This window comes from Deltaproteobacteria bacterium GWA2_45_12, from assembly GCA_001797365.1.
Lineage (GTDB): Bacteria > UBA10199 > UBA10199 > UBA10199 > UBA10199 > UBA10199.
This window is the reverse complement of sequence record MGPH01000035.1, coordinates 3483-25097: the sequence shown is the minus strand read 5'-3', so window position 1 is coordinate 25097 and position 21615 is coordinate 3483. Positions and strand designations below refer to the sequence as shown.

At 45.5% G+C, this 21615-nt stretch carries 9 protein-coding genes and 3 pseudogenes (3 of these 12 only partly in view); 4 read left to right on the top strand and 8 right to left on the bottom strand.

Going from position 1 to position 21615, the window contains the following annotated elements; translation table 11 throughout:
• From A2048_05975 to A2048_05960, 4 genes and pseudogenes are all read left to right on the top strand, one after another.
• Nucleotides 1–66 (top strand): annotated as a pseudogene (locus tag A2048_05975) (hypothetical protein); it begins 540 nt to the left of the window's first position.
• On the top strand, nucleotides 47–424 hold the full coding sequence (locus A2048_05970) for a hypothetical protein (GenBank protein ID OGP09023.1): 378 nt from the start codon (nucleotides 47–49) through the stop codon (nucleotides 422–424). The pseudogene A2048_05975 and the gene A2048_05970 overlap by 20 nt, the downstream one beginning before the upstream one ends.
• On the top strand, nucleotides 421–1401 hold the full coding sequence (locus A2048_05965; GenBank protein OGP09022.1) for a P-type DNA transfer ATPase VirB11: 981 nt from the start codon (nucleotides 421–423) through the stop codon (nucleotides 1399–1401). Before A2048_05970 ends, A2048_05965 begins: the two co-directional genes overlap by 4 nt.
• Before the next feature lie 133 nt (nucleotides 1402–1534).
• Nucleotides 1535–1999: a hypothetical protein gene (locus A2048_05960; GenBank protein OGP09021.1), complete on the top strand. Its 465-nt coding sequence runs from the start codon at nucleotides 1535–1537 to the stop codon at nucleotides 1997–1999.
• Between the two features lie 52 nt (nucleotides 2000–2051).
• Here the strand turns inward: A2048_05960 and A2048_05955 are convergent, their stop codons facing one another.
• Nucleotides 2052–4340 carry a hypothetical protein gene (locus A2048_05955; GenBank protein OGP09020.1) on the bottom strand — a complete coding sequence of 763 codons (2289 nt, stop codon included), beginning with the start codon at nucleotides 4338–4340 and terminating at the stop codon, nucleotides 2052–2054.
• A 158-nt stretch (nucleotides 4341–4498) separates the two neighbouring features.
• Entirely contained in the window at nucleotides 4499–4975 is a 477-nt protein-coding gene (locus tag A2048_05950) for a hypothetical protein (protein OGP09019.1), read from the bottom strand.
• A gap of 56 nt (nucleotides 4976–5031) precedes the next feature.
• Nucleotides 5032–5400 carry a hypothetical protein gene (locus A2048_05945; GenBank protein ID OGP09018.1) on the bottom strand — a complete coding sequence of 123 codons (369 nt, stop codon included), beginning with the start codon at nucleotides 5398–5400 and terminating at the stop codon, nucleotides 5032–5034.
• Nucleotides 5393–12481: a hypothetical protein gene (locus A2048_05940; protein ID OGP09017.1), complete on the bottom strand. Its 7089-nt coding sequence runs from the start codon at nucleotides 12479–12481 to the stop codon at nucleotides 5393–5395. The genes A2048_05945 and A2048_05940 overlap by 8 nt, the downstream gene beginning before the upstream one ends.
• Nucleotides 12482–12631: 150 nt before the next feature.
• Nucleotides 12632–13153 (bottom strand): hypothetical protein, encoded by a 522-nt coding sequence (locus tag A2048_05935; protein OGP09016.1) that lies wholly within the window; start codon nucleotides 13151–13153, stop codon nucleotides 12632–12634.
• Between the two features lie 85 nt (nucleotides 13154–13238).
• Nucleotides 13239–15578, bottom strand: a complete 2340-nt coding sequence (locus A2048_05930; GenBank protein ID OGP09015.1) for a hypothetical protein — start codon at nucleotides 15576–15578, stop codon at nucleotides 13239–13241.
• A 65-nt stretch (nucleotides 15579–15643) separates the two neighbouring features.
• Nucleotides 15644–21615: pseudogene (locus tag A2048_05925) on the bottom strand (hypothetical protein); it runs 37 nt beyond the window's last position.
• A pseudogene (locus tag A2048_05920) lies at nucleotides 21600–21615 on the bottom strand (hypothetical protein); it runs 3335 nt beyond the window's last position. The pseudogenes A2048_05925 and A2048_05920 overlap by 53 nt, the downstream one beginning before the upstream one ends.

Below are 21615 nucleotides of genomic sequence, written 5' to 3'. Positions count from 1 at the left end.
GATTACCAAGGGGCAATCACGAGTATTTGTTGTTTGGACTCGAGTGGTGCGGCCCGATGGCATTGAAGTGGCCCTTAACTCTGGGGGCACCGATGCTTTAGGACAAGCCGGATTTGCGGGTAAAGTGAACCGCCACTTTTGGAGCATTTTTGGCAATTCACTTCTTTTAAGCATCCTTGGGGGTGCCGCCGCGAATGCGGGGGTTCAAACAACTGATTCCTTCAACTCCATGTCAGCTTATCGCCAACAAGCGGCTGAAGCTCTGCAAAACAGTTCAGGGCAAGTGTTGCAAGACTCTTTGCACATTCCCCCAACCATCACCATCAAACAAGGAAGTTTAGTCAAAGTCTTTGTGGCCCAGGATTTGGATTTTTCCGAAGCTCTTGGGTCAGTTGCCCACAATGATTTTGTAATCATCCAATGAGTACGGTTGCCATCCATACTTTCCTAAGACCACTGGCTCCTTATCTGAATGAAAAAGGAGTCAGTGAGATTTCCATCAACAAGCCGCAGGAAGTATGGGTTGAAAAAGAGGGTCGAATGCAATGCTACATTGTTCCTGAACTGGATTTTCCCCACATCCGCACACTTTCAAATCTTGTCGCCAAATACTCCGAACAACAAATCAGTGAGGAAACGCCATTGCTATCGGCCACTCTTCCGGGAGATTACCGCGTGCAGATTGTTCTTCCCCCAGCCGTGGAAACGGGCTGTGTGGCAATTTCTATTCGTAAACAATCTCTTTTTGACATCAGTCTTGAAGATTACAAAAAGCTGAAAGCCTTTGATCTGGTAAATCAAAAAACCATTGAAGAAAAAGAAAATGAAAAGCATCTGCTTTTTCTTTATCGGGAAGGAAAGTATAAAGAATTTATCGAAACGGCTCTTCTTTCCAAAAAGAATATTCTAATTTCCGCCGGTACATCCACCGGCAAAACCACTTTCCTCAACGCTTGCCTCAAATCCATTCCACAAACTGAAAGAATTTTGACCATCGAAGATGCCAGAGAAGTCAAAATCGCCCACCCCAACCGCGTTCATCTCATTTCTTCACGGGGTGGCCAGGGTTTGGCCAAAGTAACCGCCCAACAATTACTCGAAGCCTGTCTTCGCCTTCGCCCTGACCGAATTATTTTGGGGGAATTGCGAGGCGTAGAAGCCTTTTCCTATTTGCGAGCCATCAACTCCGGTCATCCAGGTTCCATCACCACCATTCACGCGGATACTCCCCAACTAGCCTTCGAGCAACTAGCCCTCATGGTCATGCAAGCCGACCTTGGTATGGAAAGGCCACAAATTCTTGAGTACATCAAAAGCATTATTCCCATCGTGGTTCAGTTGAAACGTGGAGAGGGAGGATATCGATATGTTTCTCAAATTTACTACAGTGAAGCGGCTTAGACCTAAGCTTCTTGTTACTTCAATACTTTTAACGATATTCTCATTATTTTCAAATACTTCAATAGCTAACTGTAAAGATAAAGATTTACGTGAAAAAGTGACCCAAACAGCCCGTTCCGAAGGAGTTAACGAAATGGAACTTCTCTCCATCATTGCCCATGAATCCAACTGCAATTATTTCACGATCGCTTGGAATTTGCCGAGAAAACCAGAAACAGCGAAGTCGAAGAAATTTTCTTCGCTTGATGAGGCAAAGGAGTGGGCCGAGGCTTTGATTGCCACGAAAATTTATCGGGTGGATGTGGGAATTGGGCAGATTAATAATGAGGCGCATATCCAGCCTAAAGGGTGGTCATTGGATGAAGTTCTGGATCCGATTAGTGCGCTGAAACGGGTGGCTCAGGTTTTGAAGGAACGGGGGTGGGATAAGTATCATTCAAGTTATCCAGCACTTGCTCAAAAATGGCGGCTGAAGACATTATTTACGTTGAACAAAATCCTCCTTAAATCAAAACCCACATCAAACCTAATCATTAATCGAAAGTTTCATGCCCGCCGAAATACGGGGCCACTCATTGTTTTTAATTACAAGAATTAAATTTTAGATTGTCAGGTAAAAATTCCTTGAGTTTAGTTGTTTCTTTCCCTCCTTATACGTATTTTGGGGTAAGAAAAATATCTGCAGTATTTTTTGCGAGATCATCTAAAGAAGTGGCATGTTTGTCTATGGCAAATTCCTTCTCCGTCCTTTCATAGATAAAGTATGGCTCAAGTTCCCTATCTGTAAACATGATGACACGCTTCCTATATGGATCTTGGGCCTTCTTGCATCTTTCAATCTCTTCATTTGAGAAACCATTCAGTTTTGAAAATAGAATAAAGACGTCAAACCTTTCTTTTGGAAAGGCGTCAGCTACCTTGGTCAAATTCAAGACATCCTGCTCGGTGATTTCTTTCCTCGTTTTGCATTCTCCGATTACAATCTGCACTCGTGGATCATGTGCCTTTGTAATCAGGACGAAATCGGTTTCACATTTATTGATGGAAGCCGTCTTTGGTTCGATCTCCATTGAAGTGGAATAAATGGCAGGATGCATATGCATGAAAGTATCCAACTGTTGCAGGGTAAGAGTGACAGGAATGCTACCAGCCTGATTATCGTCCCGGCCAAACAGTCCTGACCTTCGATATGCCCAGTCTCGATCACGGAGCTGAGGAGTAATGTTGAATTCGTTACCACAGTACTCACAGTTCAAAACAGTTTTTACATCGTCGAGATGCTTCCAAAATTTAAGCTCACAACTCTTGCATTCCAGTTCCAAACCGACCCGGAACACTCCGTTCTTTACAAGATATTTCAGTGCGTCTTCCGGGGATAGCTTTCGAGTCTCACGATGTTCTATGAACAAGTTTTCAAACTTGGAAAATCCCACTATCCCAGTGTGTGTGTCTTCCTGGCGTATGGTCTGAGTTGCCCCGCTTCGGGTAAAGAATTGGTCAGGACCATATTTTTCAATCAGGTCACGTACTCCACTGATTTTGAAAACTCGACATCCTTGAAGTCCTTGCAATTGTTGTATCAGTCGGTTGCAAATCAATCCTGCTGGGCTTGGTTTGGATTCCATTCCAAAGGCTTCAAACGTTTTTGAAATCACTTCTCTACAGCGCAGAGCATTCACGGTTAAAATCTCTTGATGAATCCCAATGACAACTCCCAGTCCTTCCCATTCAGCTCTTGCTCCGTTCCACTCAAAGTGACATTCACGCCCGAAGTATTCATTCAACTCAGGAATGTAAGGGACTTGTAATGTCCAATCTCCTCCCTTGGACAGGTCAGTAATCGGCCAAATAGAGACGATTGCGTATTGGTGACAAAGACGACCGTCCTGTGAGAATGGCCTGTCTGGAAGCTCAAAGGACACAACGGGTTGTTCTTGATTTTTTGAGACGGTGGCTAAGCAGGATTGAGAATCAAAATGCATTACCGGAGGTTTAATGTTTAGGCCATTCCAGATTCCACCATCGCTGTCCCGTGAGCCAACGGCACACCTCATACTATTTGACTCAAAGGCAGGAATATCCTTTAACACTTCATGGTTCTTCCCCCAAACAGCAACCCGCTTACCATCACCAAATCGTGATGGCCGCGCCAATATGGCTTTGGTGTAGTTATCCTTTAAACCTTCGAGGCGTTGTGCATGGCTGGGATCATAAAAGAACAAATCAATATCAGAGGCTCGTAGATTCCAGAAATTAACCACGTCCTCAAAATCATTTGCACTGCCGTAATAAAAGCCTTCTCCCTCCCAATGAGGATTACAATCTCTATGCAAGAGAATCTCGGTCAGTGCGTTCGGGAAAAATCTCTCATGAAGATCATTGGGGACGGGATTCTGTTTGTTGAGAGTGAGTTTTACGGGGGTAAGATATTTCTCAAACATTGATTCGTACTTATGCCCTGTTTCCTCCTGAGGAGGATATGCTCCCATAGTGACTAAAAAAATTCTCGATAACGGATCATCTTGCTCCCAATAAAACAAGGAGGGAGCTGCGCGAAGAACCGGAAGATTTTTCTGTCGTTTTTCATAAATGAATCTTAACGGGTGTTGCACGTCCAGCACAGTGTTGATTTTAGCCTTCAGCCCGTCAATAAATAACTCTTGATGAAATAAGGGCCAAGGTAAGTAGGGAAACTGACCGATAAACTTCTCCATTTCAGGATTGCGCCTTACGGGGTACAGAGCATCTACACGGAACGTGTTGATGAGCTTGCGAGCATAATTGAAATCGTCAATGGGGATGAAAGGATTATGCCTGCCGCCCCAAAGGGTGTGACTGAGGTGCATCGCTTCCTCAAGTTCTTGGAAGTTTCCCGCGTGTACACACCATCCAATTTTGATGGGTCTGTATTTGACGCGAATGTTGAGCGTGCTCTGCATAATTAGGAGAGTAAGTACTTAATTTAAAATAATCACGCTTTCTTTTTAAATGACATTGCCGAATTTGTCATAGTCTATTCTTTGCGCGATCGATCCGTTTGCTGTGCTGATGATGATGAGTGGGTTCCCGAGGTAATCCGAGAAGATACGATAGATGATTACATATTTTTTGGTTTGCTATTGTCGTTCAAATCTAAAATATAAATCTGACCCGTTGCTGATTCTACAAAAACTTTCTCAGCCAACTTCCAATCGATCCCATCTTGTAGGCATAAAATTGTTACAGCCTCACCATCCTCAAGTTTTTTAGGTAATTCTGACGCAGCAATTACGCCACCCTTAGGCATACCTTTCTCATTCAATTCGGAATAATAATAGCCGGCTTTCACAATCGTAACTGGCCGCTGTCCTAGATTCGATACTGTGATTACAGAATAATCTTTTTTGCTACTATAACCACGGGTTTCACCTCCAAAAACTTTTCGATCCGCTTCGAACAAAATTTTTATTCGTATGCGGCCTTTCCAAAACTCATACGCCCCCAGCACAAAACTAGTCAGTGTGCCAATCGTTCCGGTAACTGCACCCCATAATGCTGTAAGATCGGAGGACATATTTTTGATCCAAAACCACAAAAATAACACTGCCTAATCGCGTGTCCTCAAACACCCACCCAGGCGGGTGTAAAACATTACTCATTTATCCTATTTACCAGCACAATACCAATGCCGTGAGCCACTATTTGACAAATGAGCAAGTTAACAAAATGTTGGTAAGTAAAAAAGGCAACCAAAGTTCCTAAGAAACCAAAGCCCATTATAACGAGCGCCTGCTTTAAAAAAGCGGGCGTACTTGTTTTCAAGGGATTTGGTGATTTTTTTAATGCGTAGTAAATAAAGCCGAAGATGTGACTGACAAAAAGTCCTGCAATATAGCCGAAAAACTGAAAAATTAGAATATCGCTTAATTCTTCGATTGATTTGAGCCCAACAAAAGTCCCCGCAATACCACCAAATACTAACCAAAAAATTAACCGTTTCCTCTGTGGCACGTTATTCAACCATCCCTTTCCATGGATCCAGTATAATCACAGGATCTTCAAGATTACTTGATTCAGCTCTTACCTTGTAATGGGCACCAAAACTCGCTGGCTGCAGAATAAATTTCCATGAGTCCTCATAAGTGCCTTGCGATAAAATGCCGCCTACAATGTTAGATTGATCTTTACATCCAGCGAAGTCATGACCCAAGACACCTCCACTCACAACATTTGCAGCGCTCGATAAATTATTAAAAGCTGGATTCGGATGCCGGATACGTAGCTTTGTCATGGTATTTACTGCCTGTTGAAAATCCTTTTGAATCTGTTCCACATCTTTAGGGCTCAAACCATTTTGATCTATCATGTTAATGGGGTCTCCAAGCACATAACCGTAGAGATTGGAATCGGCACCACCAAACCCAATCTGATCCTTTGCGGTCCACCTCCCAGTTTGAGCATCATAATCTCTCACTCCAAATCTGACAAGTTTTGTTTGTCCATCATACAATCCACCCGCAAATCCAAAGGGCTGGAAGCCGGGATTGGAATCATTGATAATATTTCCAAACTCATCATAGTCCATGCGTTGCGCAATAGAGCCATCGGCCGTGTTGATAATCAATTTGGGACTGCCTAGTTGGTCGGAGAGGATTCGGTACGTAACCCCATCTTTGATGATGAGATCTGGCACATTAGATTTTGTTCCGTAAACAAATTGCGCAACGATATTCCCTTGGCCATCCAGTTCGGCAATGGGTTCCAACTGATCTTGATAGAGGAGTCCTTGAATCAATTGTCCATTCATCCTCTTCCCAATCCGCCGATTATTTCCATCGATGATGTATTCGATATTTGTGCCGTCGGGCTGGGTAACTGAAATTAAATTTCCTAACACATCATATGTGTAACGTGCTTCACCATTTTCATCCGTCTTCGTCAGTAGTTCACCGTTGTCTGTGTATGTAAACTGGGCATTCCCATACTGCGTAAGCCTATCCTGGTCATCGTATTGTCCAACGGTTTGACCTTCGGGGGTTGTTTGTAAAGTTCGGTTTCCGTTTGTATCATACGTATAGCTTATAGCTCGGGCATTGATTGTTGCATTGGTGAGGCGGCCTGCTTGATCGTAGGTGTAGGTAAAGGTATTTCTGTTTCCATCAATCGTTTCTTCCTTCTGAGTAATTCTTCCAAGGGCATCGCGTGTGTAATCGATAACGAGTGAGGGCGCGGCAAGCGGCGCCCCTACTGCTGTATCTCGGATAATTTCTCCAAATTCATTGTAGGTCAGAGACGTTCCCACGGAGACCATGGGAACGAGAGAGAGGGTGGTGCCTGTGATGAGGCCATGGTCGGGGCTTCGTGTGATGGTGAGATCACCGGCTCTTATAAGCAGGCTATCTCCATCGTATTGGAATGGGATGGGCGCTTCATCATTGATTTGCCGCGATGCGATCCGGAAATCGTTGTCGTAGGTGCGGGTGATGGTTCCTTGAACATCGCCGTCCCATGTGGAGGTTAATAATAATGATCCGTCGTAGGTGTAGGCGAGTGAGGGCGCGGCAAGCGGCGCCCCTACGGGGACACGTGTCACGCTCATTAAATTTCCCGTGTTCGCATCATACTCATATGTGATTTGACCTTGCGGGATGGTGATATTTTGGAGGCGCCCTCCATTGTTAAACGCAAAATCAATTGTTTGTCCGTCCGGGCGTGTGATGCGTGTAAGGTCACGGTCAAGATTGTATTCGTATTGCGTGGTGTCGTTGGGCAAACCAATGTTGGGCGGATTGTACAGTGATTCGAGATTCACTTCGTTGTACGTAAACACATGAGCGGGTTTGCCGGGTGGGGTAATGGAGGTGATATTTCCGTTGGCATCGTAGGCCGTGGTGATTTCTCGTCCATCCGGTAAGGTTTGGGTGGTCACTCTTCCGGCGGCATCATACTCAAATCCCACATTTCTATTGAGCGGATCGGTGATGGTTTCAAGATATCCGTTTTCGTTATAATCCATCATCGTGATTCGATCATTTTGGCCATCCTCGGTGATGCGGGTGAGGAATCCGTTGTTGTTGTAGGTGAACAGAGTGGGGGCGAGTGAGGGCGCAGCAAGCGGCGCCCCTACGGAAGAACGAATAATCCGGCCTTGGTCATCAATCACGTTGCTCGCAACCCGTTGCTCGTCGCTCGTCAAAACAAGGGTTTGGTTGGCTGCGGTGTAAACGGATGTTGTGGTTCGTCCGTTCATTGTTGTTGTGTCGGTGATTGTGTTGATATCCAAATAATTGTTGGGATCGTTTAACTGGACACTGCGTGTTGTTTGAAGGGTTGATTGCAAGCCGCTTGGATTTCGGACGGACAAATTATTGATGATGGGCGAGAGCATCCCAAACCGGGGATCGGCGGATTCTTGTGTGGTTATGACCGTGCCATCGGGCCCAGTGATTTGTTTTGAGCCATTCGTGTTGATCTGAGTTGTGGTTGTAAGATTGGTCAAATCCCTTCGCTCCCTTCTTTGTCCGCCTTCAGGGCGATTCGTCACGTTATGAACGGTTTGCCGATTAAGACTTGTGGTCATCGTGACCGTGTAATTATTTCCATCCTCGGTTCTTTGGAATGTTTTTGTGCCGCCTCGCGCATCTCGGTGATTGATGAGCCTCCCTTGGCCATCATATCCAAACAATGTTGGGTTATTTCGAGCATCGGTGAGTGATTGAAGTAAGCCACCGGCATCATAGGCCAAGCTAATCCGGCTTTGATCGGGTTGATTGATCTCTGTGGCGTATCCCTCGTTGTTTGTCGTGAGGGTTGTTTGTTGGTTGAATGGAGCAGTGATCGTGATCTGATTTTCTTGCCGGTTGATGGTTGTTTGATTGTTGTCTCCATCAATAACGCGAATGAGTTGTCCTCCATCGTCGTACTGGAATTGATAAATGTTTTCGCCTGTCAAAGCATGGAATGTCCGTAGGTGTTTGCCCTTCGAGGTAAACTCATATATTTCCTGTCCATCTTCGGAGGGGACGATGAGATTGTTTCCCTGAATGTTCGGAAAAGGAGATGTGATCAGACCAATCTGGTGCTTGTTGAGAAAGGCGATATAGATGTCGCCATCGGGGTTAACAGCAATGGCCGAAGGTTCGCATATTTTTGTTTGCGTGGCGGGTTGCCCGTATCCAATGGGTTGAGCGGCATCACATTGCCCCTTTCCTGCAAGGGTTGTGATGATTCCCGCTTGATCGATTTTGCGTATTCGGTGGTCTGCTTGAGCAGCTACAATCAGGTTGCCTTCATTATCAACGGCCACATCTTTTATATTTTGAAGAAAAGTATCAAAGGCCCGACCCCCGTCATTGGGCTCGCCCCTTTGGCCCCTTCGGCCTGTGACGAGGTTTTGAACAGAACCATCGGACCGGATGGTGCGTATGCGCCTGACAAAATCATCGTAGAAATAAATTTTTCCGTTGTCGTCAATCTCCATTCCAATCGGTGACACATTCGCTTGGTCGGAATTGGCCGGACCGTTAATTACCACCTCATAAGCAGAGGGCCCCGTGATTAAATCACCTCCACCGGCTACTTTGTTGACGACTTGGGAAGGGTCCATCTTCACCACTCTGCCGTAAAAACCGATGTAGAGGTTGTCATCCCGATCAAAAGCCACATCGGTGGGATGATTAATGCCGACTTCCGTGGCCAAGCTGCCATTGGCAAAACCGCCTTGCTGACCGTTACCGGCAACGGTGGAAATGATTCCATTGGCATCGATTTGTCTGACACGGTTGTTATCCACATCGGCTATAAACAGATTATCTTCGCGATCTACATCCAAACCGCGCGGAGCTTTCAGACGACCTTGAGTGGCCTGTCCTCCATCGCCTGCAAAGCCGCCAGCGGCATCGTTAGCAAGACCTGCATAGCGGGTGATGACACCGTTCCTGTCGATTTTGCGTATGCGATGCCGGGGTTCCGAGACATAGAGGTTTCCTTTTGAATCAACCGCCAATCCCCACGGCTGCGAAATCTGGGCCTGCGTTGCAGGTCCATTGTCTCCGGCTCCTCCATTGGTTCCTGTGCCGGCGATGTGTTTGATGATTTTTTCAATGTTTTGAACGCTTCTCCTTGTTCCATCCCCTTTGTAAAGGACCTTATCCTTGGGATCGTAGGTGTGATGAACGCTGAGAGATAAACCTCCCAGCCCTTGCTCTTCTTGATTAAAAGAACCCAGTTGCCTTTCTTGTTGCTGCCAGAGCGTTACTTCTCCACGACGTTGAAGGCTGGTGACATTTCCGGGAGAACCGTATTGTGCAAAAGCCTGGACAAATTGATCCTCTGTTTCCACATACACAGGGTCATAAACATAACCAGTGCGGATGATGGCCCGTTGTTTGCCTTGAACGGGGCGATTGTAAGCATCCCGTCCATTCCATGTGAACGAACTGGTTTGATTGGCTTGGGTCTGATTCGCAGGAAAACGCTGCCACGTGACTTGTCCCGCTATTTCAATTCGAACATCAATCCTTTTTAAATTAGCAGGAATAGTTTCGCCACGGATGGGAAAGGTGATGGAATTACTGCTAGACCTTCCCGGAACACGGTCGCTTTGATAATGAAGGGAATAAGGCGTGCCTGTGATGGGAAATTCTTCGCCCAGAACCTGATTTTCGCATTCAATGATGGAACCTTCGATGCATTGAAACTCTTCCTCTAAACCATGGCCTCTTAACTCGGCGATGAGGGGGGCTACGGCTCCTTGCGGAAAGATAAACGGCCAGTTGAAATCCCATGGTGTAAAATGAGTAATAGGTATCCGCCACAGCTCTTGCCCGGGTTGATAGGTAAGGGCCAGCTTGTCCCGCTCTTCCTGGTCAATGCCAAGGGCATTCAGTGTAAGTTCATCATCAATGATTTCATCGCCGTTGGTATCCAATTGCGCCAGGCCAAACTCATCGATGCCTATGATTTGAATGACGCGGCCATCGGGCCCGGCAATCCAGGCAGCTTTTTCCCGATCATAATAACCACTCGGTACTTTTTCACCGATATGAAACCCTAAAAAGTTTTCAACATAGAATGGAATCGGTTGGTTGAAATTAATCTGTTTGGCATTGGCGTCAATGGCTTCATCGATACTCAGTTCTACAGCGTATGTGTAACCACTGTTGGGAGGCAGCTCGCCGGGCATGGCCATGGGGCCTACTTCACCTACGGTAAACTCGGTAGCGCGAATGTTAATTTGATCAAGAACTTGGGTGGAGCCATCGGGCAGGACCATCTCGGCTGTTGTTTCAGCAGGAATGAGAAGAGTTGCCTGGCGTTCGCCATTGTCATCTTCAACTCGTGATCCTTGAACGACGGCTGTTTCGTTCATATCAACTAAATTGATTTGGGATACTTCTTCGTCCAAAGGCATCATTATAATAGGGTCAATCACCACAAAATCCCGCCATGGAACTTTTACTTTTCGTTGAACAGGTAAATATCCTTGCCGTTGAAACACGACCGTAACAATACCCCCGCCACTGGCCACCATATCAAAGCTTCCATCAGCCCGAGTGCGCGTGTTGCCAAGGCCGGGGTGGTCGAGAATGGTGATGGTGACGCCGGGAAGAGGGATGGGCGCAGCATCCTCTAGAGGCCGCGGCGCCCCTACGAGGGTCTGGCCTCGAATAATTCCGGCTCTTGAGGGATCAATTTGCTCCACATCCACATTGACCTGAACCGGATTATTTCCTGTATAAAGAAACGAAATATTTTCTGAAAAAGAGGCGGGAGTCGTTAAATCAATAGGTGGGGCCACATCGGAAGGATTGGGGGGAAGTTCGCGGCCATCCACGCAGTTGTTTAATTCCTCATCAGCTTGGTTGTTGCAATTATTATCAACACCATCACAGGCTTCGTCTTTTTCCGGATAAATTTGTCCGTTTGAATCGTCACAGTCCTGGTTGTTGTTGGTAAAATTGACGGGAAGCTCACACTGATGAGTGGCTTGGGCCTGGGCATCTCCGAATCCATCCCCATCCACGTCGGGATAATAATCCTGCTCTCCCACGGAACCGGCCCCATCGATTACACCGTCACAATTGTCGTCAACACGGTTACATCTCTCAACAGCTTGAGGATTTATGGAAGCATTACCATCATCACAATCCCCCGCACGGGTAGTCACCCCATCCCCATCCGCGTCAGCATCGGCACAATCTAGATCGGCCCCGCTACAATCCTGATCGGTTCCATCTCCGCAGATTTCAGGAAGAGGATTACAGACCTCCTCAGCCACCCACTCCAAGTCGACATTGTTTCCTAAAACCGTCTTAAGAGCTAAAAATGTTCCTTTGGCCTCGACATCCGGGTACATCACCAAAACACCATGTGGAATAGAAACCAATCCCCCAAACTTGACCCCTTGTCGGAGGTCATTTTGTCTGTTGGATGAAACAAATATTTTTAGATCCGACGGGCCCAAATCCCGTGATGAAAAACGGGCTTTCGAACCAGGATGAAAAGTAAAAGACGTGGCCAGCTTGATAACTGTAGGCCTGGCAATGATGAGCTCCGCCCCTTGTTCCACAATCAATTGATCCGCATGAACCTCACCGCCCAACGATTTTAAGGCCGCGCCACGACCAATACGAATGACGCGATACGCTCCCTCACGCAAATAATCGGCACGCCCGCGCGGGATGATGAGATCGTTGTTTCCCGGCTCCGCTTGGACCTCAGGTAAAACGACTTCAGGAATGAGCAATGAATTTTCAACAAGGTTTCCGTTAATCAAGGCCCCGGGTCTTGAAAAAAGACGGCCTCCCAAAGTAACATCCCCATCCACCAATGAGTTTTCCAATAACCAAAGATTGCCACCAGCCACCACATCCCCTTCAATGCTGACATCCCTTCCAACGCTGACAGCTCCCCCCGACCCAACAACACCGCCACCAACAATGACCGATCCATTCCCTATGGAAACTCCGACTTCTCCATAGATCATGATGTCAGAGGGAAATTCTTCCTCAATGTTTCTTTGCTGGGCCTTGGCTTCAAAAACAAAAAAGGATGAAAAGATTAAAAATAAGAAAAGAAATGAAATAGGATGAGGGCGCATGTTTGATGTCCTAAACGAAGTCATTTTCTACTCGTTCCCACGGTCTCCGTGGGAACGCAATTCGCAATGCTCCTGCGTTCTCCCTAGAACCATTCCGTTCACCTTTTCGTTCCCACGCAGAGCGTGGGAACGAGTCAACCGTCATAAAATTTAGGGAAATGGAGCAGGAACTTTCTCAGCCTTAAAATTTATAGGATACCGTATATTGATACTGGTTCCATCTGGCACATTGGGGAATTTAGCTCTTTCCAATGAACGAATGATTCCGTACTCAACAGTTTTATTATTTATCGTTGTGTTTTCGATAAGAACTTTAGCAATCGTTCCATTAGGGTTAAGACGTACACTAATAACCAATTCCCCTGTTAACTCAGGATCACGTGCTAGCTCCCTTTCAAAGGCGTCCATTGCAGCACTCCTCAGTCTAGGGGTAACCACATGTTGAATGTAAAGCTCATTGGCAGCCCCTGGTTTAAAGATGGGACAAGTTGATTCTTTTACCTTCTCTGGCATTTGGGGAGCAAAAGTAAAAACCGTCCGAGCTGCATTGGCTAATTGCGCTCCAGAAGCACCAGGGCAAGCTTCGTTTATCCGTACTAATTCCTCATCATCCAATTTACGATCAAAAATAGCGGTATTTACCAATTTTTCAAAATTAACTTCGCCAGCCATAATAGCTCCTTTTCTAAAAGTTTACCTGTCCCCCCCCGATTATTTGGATCATTTCTAAAAATAGTTTTAGCTTCATTTTTGGGCCCTATTTAGGGAAATCCATCATTTCCTCTGGATCTGGTAACATAGGATTTGAACCCCCCTCTTCTTTCTCTCTTAATGATTTATCTTGAAATTGAATGGGAATTCGTACCATCAAACTTTCTTTTGCTGTTATCGGCGGGAATCGTAGCCTTTCAAAGTTACGTACAATACATCCTTCAATTTCACGGTTGATCGCACTTGGATCAGCACTTTGAAGAACGGCTTTGTCCACCTGTCCATCAGGTCGAATTCGAAGCAAAAAAACTATTTTGCCTTCATAGGAAGAACGTACCAATTCCCTCTCATAGCAATAAGCCACCTGTTTTTGAATGCGCGGTAACACACCTGCAAAATCAGGGATGTCTTGTAAAATTGGATAATCGACTAAGGGATCATTTAAAAAATCATTGGTGGGTAAAGTCTGTTGAACCATCCTTAATGGCACACCTAGTTTATTCTCATGCTCAGCAATCTTATTGATAAGAAGAGCCAAACCTTCTTTCCTTTCAGGATTTTTTTCCTTTTCGTAAAAAGTCAGGAGATGAGCATGACGCTTTTGAAGCTCCTCGTTAATATTTTTATCTAATTTCCATTCGTCCCCAAAAAAAGTTTGATACCCTAGTATTGCACGATCAAACATTGCAGTGAGGTATATTTTTCTTTTCTGTTTAATCCATTGAGAAGGAATATGCTGACGAACATGAAAATCTCCATCGTTAAGGAAATCGATGACGTCATCAAAATCAGACAGATCCAAGGCAGACAGTACCTCTCCACTTTCAACTAATGCCGCATAATGATCCCCGCTGGCTTTCATTTCGGCATATAATTTTTTCATAACAGGTTCTAATTCTTTGATGCGACTAATTTTCGCTTGAGCTGCAACTCTTTTTACTTGCCTTACATCAGAGATAAGACTGGCTGCAATAGCCCCTGCATGGAAATCATTAATGACCTTTCTAAGAACCGCGTAAAACAAGATCCGATTGATTCTTACGATTTCATCTTCCAATATAAGTGCCTTTCCTTTCTTCCCATGCTCTTCGGCAGTGTAAAGAGCAGCCTCCATTGCAAATTCGTCTCCACGATGTGCGGCATCAGTTGCATTGGCTAACCATTTTATTTTTTCCTTTTCATGTGCATCACGCGCCATACCCTCCAAAGCCCCTTGATCAATGGAGGCAGTAATCGCCCCCCGACTCACCTTATCTGCCAGATCGGCATATTTTCTTATTTTCTCGATGGAACGTTCGATGGCGTAAACATCGGCATCATCAATTCCTTTTTTTAATTGCTCAAACAATTCGGAAGCCCGTCCTGCATAAGCAGGAGGGGACCATTCAATATATATTTGCTGATCTGGCGAACCGGTGCGAAGTGCTTCATACCACATCTGCTCCATTTCTTCTGCTTTACCGGCCTTAGCCAAAACCTTGAACTTTTCGACACATTGTTGTGAATAAACAGCAAAAGCTTCTTTCAAAAAAACACGGCGTTGCGTATCCAGTTGCGCCTTACTCAGAATAACATCACCCTGAACCGAATCTGTTTTCAGTTTATCATTACAACTTTCAGCCAATTCCAAAGCCTTATCAACCCCTTCAAAAATACCCTCTCGCGCTAACTGTTGGGCATCATCGTAAGCATAATCACGACCCCGTTCATAAGATGTATGGCGAATAGACCGGATGGCAAAAGAATTCTCTAAAAAGCGATAGCCCGCTTTTTCACTCCAATCTCTGGCATGATCAAGATTGATTTCAACAAGGTCTGGTTTCCCGTCCTCGGCTTGAACACGTGCTGCAAAGATGGCAGCACGCGCCGCTGTCAAATAAATACTCTTAAGTCTTTTTGAATCAGGACTTCCAGGAACAAGAACATATTTTTCTTTTAAGCGGCCAATAATGCCATCCAGCGCATCGATTTTACCTTGTGAAACCATGGACTCAGCCGATTGGTAAAGCCATTCGATTTCACGGTAAATACTATTGAATTCCCCTTCTTTTTGGATTCTGGAAACTTCAGTAGGATCTACCTGAGAATTCCCTGCTCTTGCTTTCATCTGGGCTAGGTCAATAGCAGCCTGCATGGGAGCTAAAGCACCTTCATCGGCCCATTGGCCTGCCTTGATAAGGCTTTGTTGTGCACTATCACGCCACATGCGCGCCCAGTCACGTTGAGGCCGTGCCAAAGGTTGTGAGGATGCTGCTTTAGTGTATTGATCAAGTTCCCATGGCTTTTTCTTGTCGGATGAAGAATCCACGGGAGCATTTTCCCCAGATTGAACACCTGTAGGAGGGACATTAACCGTTTGTGCCAATAAAACTGTAGTAAGAGCCATATGTCATCCTTTCCCAAACATTCTCGTCTAAATTTTTTAAAAGTTGTTTAACAAATTTGGCTCCATTAAGGCATTTCCTGCACCCTTATAATCACTCTTCTTTGATCATCATCGGGATCATTCGGGTTTCTTTCTGCGGGATCGACTCTGCCATTATGATTTGAGTCTTCAGCGCCGTCAGAAACTCCGCCGCCATCGGTATCAGCAATAACGGGATTTGTTCTTGAAGCCGGGTCTTCATCCGGCACAAAGGAAGGAGAGTCTTCTTGTGTACCTTCAAAAGCGGGTAAATTCTGGACGCGATCTCCATCAAAGGCTTCAACGGGCTCAATAATGCCCGTTTCCGTACCATCAACGAGCCCATCATTGTCACTATCGGGATCAAGGGCATTAATTGCTCCGTCATTATCCGTGTCCACCAAGGGTTGAACTTCTTCTCCATCCTTAACGCCATCATCATCACTATCGGCATCCAATGGATCTAAGGCATGGGCCCTTTCAGTTGCATCATCCAAACCATCCCGATCCGTGTCGTTATTCAGTTGAATAGCTCTTTCATTTTCATCGTCATCGTTTCTTTGCACAAAAGCATTTCCCGGTGGTTCTGGCTGAGGAATCCCCGTGGCCTCCACAACGATGAGCAATTCCGCTAAATCATAATGAATGGGGTCATCTTCCAAATCCATGCCCCTCAAACGATCGATGAGAAAAAGAATAACATCAATTCGTAAATTCACATCAGCTTCATTAGCTACATTCCTCGCCATTTCAGCATTGAACCGGTTAAAGAGCAGCCCCAGTTGTTGACGTCTTTGATTGTCTATTTCCTCCTGAATCAAAGTTTGGAAGTCATCCGCAACAAGGCGGCTCAAATCCTGAAGAGAGTGTTTGACTTCAAAATTGAGATCAAGCTGTTCAACATACTTAAGGCCATATTCACTTCTTAAATTAATTTTCGAAATAACTTGATAGGGGCCTCCTTGTTCTGACACTCGATATAAATAACGAAGGAATCTTCCTTCACCTGATGGGACGGTGTAATTCCACTTCAATTCTCCATCATGCTGATTGATTCGATCATGGGAATGAATTTTTACTTCTGTAAAATTTCCCTGGGTAGAAGAAGTTTCTAGCAGATCCCCTGCCATGGCATCAAAGGGTGAACCAACCCAAATCTTCACTGGAAATATTTCGCCACTATTTAACTCTTCATCCCTATCCTCAATACCCTCTAAGAGAGGACCCAAGTCGTTGGCCCTTCCTTCATCAACAGTTCCGTCGTTCTCATCGGTAACATCCATAACAATCCCCCTACCAAGGCCATAGGGATGCACTTCCCATTGTTGGTCCGGATCTACAGGCAGAGCCCGTTGTGCAAAGACACGCCCAATGAAATTTCGCCAGATCCAATCAGGAATGTGATTGGGATTTTCTAAAAGGATGACTGTATCTCCGTTAAACACCCTTTCCTTAAGTTCACTCAATATCCTTATCAACTTAGGGCTCCGTAAAGCCTCACATTGGGGATTATCCATACCAAAGATAAAAGTGTTAAAAATATCGCTCCGCATGAATCGGTTCCAATCTTCAAAATCATCGGCAAACTGGTAAAAAGTATCTCCCAGTTTTGTTTCCATGATGTCTTCAAGTAAATCCCTATAAGGATGTTCATCTTCTTGGTTATCTTCACTACATTCAACAATATGCCAAAGGCTTCGAGATTCTCTTAACACCTCTTTTCTTAAGCTGGGATGCCACAAAAAAACAACTTCACTCTTTATCATTTCAATATTTTCGAGCTGGTCTTCACTTCTATAGTTAATAGTATGATTTCCTCCGTCTTCGTCATTGAGCATAAAAGGGCCATCATAAATTTGTTCGGGACCCTGATCTATCCGATAAAAAACGGTTTTGATCCCAACATGCTCGTCAACAGCCCTAAGAGTAATTTTTGTATCGTCTTTAATTCGACGCACTCCCTCTCTTCCAAAAGCATTATTACTGAATTCAAGAGACGTTGTAGGGGGAGTATTGTCTACAAACACCGCCCGTTTGTTGAGATTTTCCATATTGCCTAAAACATCAGCGCTTTGATGCCCAATGAGGTGCGCTCCTTGATTGGCAATGCGGAAGATCGGCGTCCGCAATGTATCAACCCGATCCCCTTCAACTGTTATGGCTGCATTTTGATCCACGGTATACCGCACGTAATCAATGTCCGGAATAGTGGCCGTCGCTTCGATGGTTAATTGCGAGTTCCGGCTGATGTAGAACCGATCCCCCCTAAATTGAGGGCCATTGACAACGAGGGTGGAGCGAGGCGGATGAATATTGGCATCCACTTCCACCTGGTGTCTTCTCTCAGTATTGAGGACATTATCAACCGACCAATACTCAATAACGTGCCGGCCATCCGCAATGGCCACCAAATCAATATCCGGACCGGCAAGAAGCACTTCACTTCCATCGATGGAAAGCCTTCTGGATAAAACACCGGACCCGGCATCACTGGCATCAAGCCTCAAACGGGTTTGACTTGAAACTTGAATGCGATTATCAAACCCGCGTCTAAAATTGTTCATCACAAAACGGGATTGAGGCGCCGTTAAATCAACATTAATGGATAATCTTTGAATGCCAGACCCATTCCCACTTTCATCAATCGCCCCGAATTCCAGGATATGTTCCCCTTCCTCATTAAAACCAAATGGAGCTTGATACATCTGCCAAGGCAGTTGATCCACACGGTAATGCACAAATTGGATATTTGAATGAATATCATTGGCAAAAAGTGAAATACGCGAGTTTCCATGAATCCATACTCTTTCGGGCGTAATGTATTTGGGGTCGGTAATCTCATAACCAATTTCAGGCGAAGAAATATCCACATGAACAGGGAAACGAACAATGGCTGACTCATTACCCGCAGGGTCAGTTGCCGAAAGAGCCCATTCATAATCACCTTCAGGAACAGGAAGCCCCTGACTATTATTTCCATCCCATGCAATGCTGTGCTGATTGGGTGGTGAAGAAATCTCTTCAACAATTTCACGCAAAACAAGATTGCCGGCAAAAATTCTTAACTTTGTCTGAAGCCCTTTATTAAAAAGGTTGTCGCTTACGTCATAGGGAATATTAATCGTTCCCCTTCCCTGCCTATCGGGAATAAACCGGATGGCACCGGCATTGGCCACTTGGAGCATTGGCGATGTCACATCCAGAATAACAACACCCCCTACGGCATTGGACACATTGCCTTCAGCATCTCGCACATTGATGGTATAGGCGTACTCACCATTTCTCTGAAGCTGGCCGTTGATCCTTCCATTCCAAGCTACTTCAATTGGTCCCCTTTGGACGGGGTGGTTTTGGAGAATGAAGCTGTTTCCAATCCTCAAATCCAGGATTAATTCTTCTGCCAAATCATCATCGGCATTGAGAGTGAAAACAGCGGTGTCTTTGACCCCGTCCCCATTGGGGGAAAAAGCCTGAGGCAGAGAGACAACTTGAGCTTGAGGAGCGTTGGCGTCAAAAAGAATGTTTAAGACATGGGCGGATTCCACATTCCCCACATGATCGATCGCGCGTAAAGCAAGGCTTGTTTGATTGGCACCTTGGGGCCTCGAAATCCTAAAAGGATTATTGTAACGTAACCAGATCCCTTGACCGATTCTATACTGGATATACCGAATGCCGGATGGGTGATTGCCTAAGTCTTCTCCGGTCAAAGTGAAAAGAGTCTGATGAGAACGGACTAAAAGCCCCCCGTTGACATTCTGGGCCACTCCGCCCGTTCTTACGGTTGTAACCGGTCTCACATTATCCAAGATCACCGTTTGTCTTCGAATCGGCTCGTTGTTTCCAAAGAAATCAGCCGCATAATATTCAATTTCGTAAATCCCTTCCGGCAAGCCTGCCAATGTAAAGGCGCCGTTGTAAGGCCTGAAATCACCATCACCAAAGCTATAGAGTATACTGCTAATGCTATTCTCGCCTTGGGCCGCTTGAATCGTGATGGGAGTTCGTTCGCTCACCCATATTTGCCCGTTGCGCGTGATAGAGGGTTGCCCCACGGAAATCTGGGTTTGGATAACAGCAGGCTCTTCGGGTTCGATCTCTTCGGCCACCGCCAATACAATTGTTTTGAGCGCTTCTTCATTGCCAATGCGGTCCGTGGCTCTAAAAGAAATACGGTGATTGCCCAAGCCCAAAATATTGAGAGCAATAGCGCCTTCATAATTTACAAAAGCTCCACCGTTTACCTGATAAACAAGGGATTGCACCCCCGAAGCTTCATCTCCGGAATCAATGGCAGAAAGCTCCAAAACATCATTTAAATCCGCCAAGGCGCGCTCCCCATTGATAAGTTCCAATTCATTCAAAAATGGAATTGTCAAAGGAGCTATATTGTCAATTTTAACAACCCTTTGGTAAGTACTGGTCTGACCATTATTATCGATGGCTTCGACCAACAACGTGAAGGAGCCATTCAATCCTTCTGTATTCCACTGAAAGTTAAAATCCTGCGTATTCCCTTGATTAATAATCGTGGGATTGGCGGGCAAGGCATCGTCTTCATCAACTGCAGGAGTATAGCTTACTCTCCACGAACTTAAACGATCCCCTTCAATGCTTCCGGAAACTGGAACGGAACCTTTATAGAATTGATCTTCAACAGGTGTTTCCAAATGAATAACCGAAGGTGTTGTCCCCCGCTTAAAGACGGCATAACGTGAGAAGTGATTTAAGAAACCGACAATTTCAAAAAGACGATCCGCAGGAGCATTTTCGCAAATAGTGGGGTCCGGCGCATTAAGGGAGGCGATGACCTCCAGTTCTCCATTATCGCGGATATTGTAAAGGCTCACCTCGGCAGGATCGTTGCCAAAGAGCTCGTTGATTTCTTCACAAGTAAATCGAAGGGTTAGTTCGACGGGATGGTTGGGATCAATCTCGATGTCATCAGGCTTAATGTCTAAAATCGGTCCAAGGGGCACGGCACCGCTCGGCAAGTGGATGGAAGGATCGCTGGGATCCACTAAACTCATTGTCACGAGCTGTTCATTGGTTCCGGCGGGAAGAGTATTGGGGTCAAAATCCAGCGTGGCCCGTTCAAACGGCGTTGATACCTCCACTCTTTGGCCAGGAGCTACAGGTCTTCCAATACTCACATCAATCGTATCTTCATTAATTTCACCATTCTGCTCGCTTCGCAAAAGGACCGTGATATTTCTTCCATTAAGATAAGTCACATCCCACCAGGCCAAAATACCATTTACAACTTCGTTTTGAGTTGCTGAAGGGATGGCAATCCATTCCAATCGCGAGGCATCGTAATAGCGCAAGGAATAATTGGCTTGCGCGGATCCACGAATCTCCAAGAACCGGCGCGGGATACCATCGGGCGTCATCCTAAAAGTAAAATTATCGTTGTAGTTGCTGTTAACATCCTCCAGATTGTCACCACGGATATTGAGTGTGCCGTCAGAGAAAATATTCATTGTACCGCGTTCAAAAGCGGTGACTTCATCCCCATTGGGATAACGAAATTCGGTGTTCCATTGAGTAATGTGAACGAGGTTGGAAAAGGTATAAAGATTCTGAGCGTTGGGATCATTTAAAGGATAATAGTCACGGATATTAATAATATCGCTTTCAAGATGAAAATTGTTGCGGTTAAACGATGTGGCTGAATTCCCAACAATCCACCCTCCCGCTCCGCTTAAAACAGGGTCCCGCCCGGTGTGCCAGTTCCCACCCGCATCCGAACGCGCTACAAAATTAGAGGAAGAATATCCATTGGGATGGTTATGTGGGCCATTTTCATCGCCCATCCAGGCTTGGAGGCCGGGGAGAGTATGAACACCCCCATTTACCTGGTTTGCCAGCAAGCCCCCGTTGATATTCGCACGAAGAGATAAGGTATAATAATTAAGATCCCGCGAAACAAGCCCATCCAAACCACTACCCACAGGGCCATCGTAATTTAATTGATAGGTGTTCGCACAATTGGCAATCCCTTCAGGGCCAGCAACAC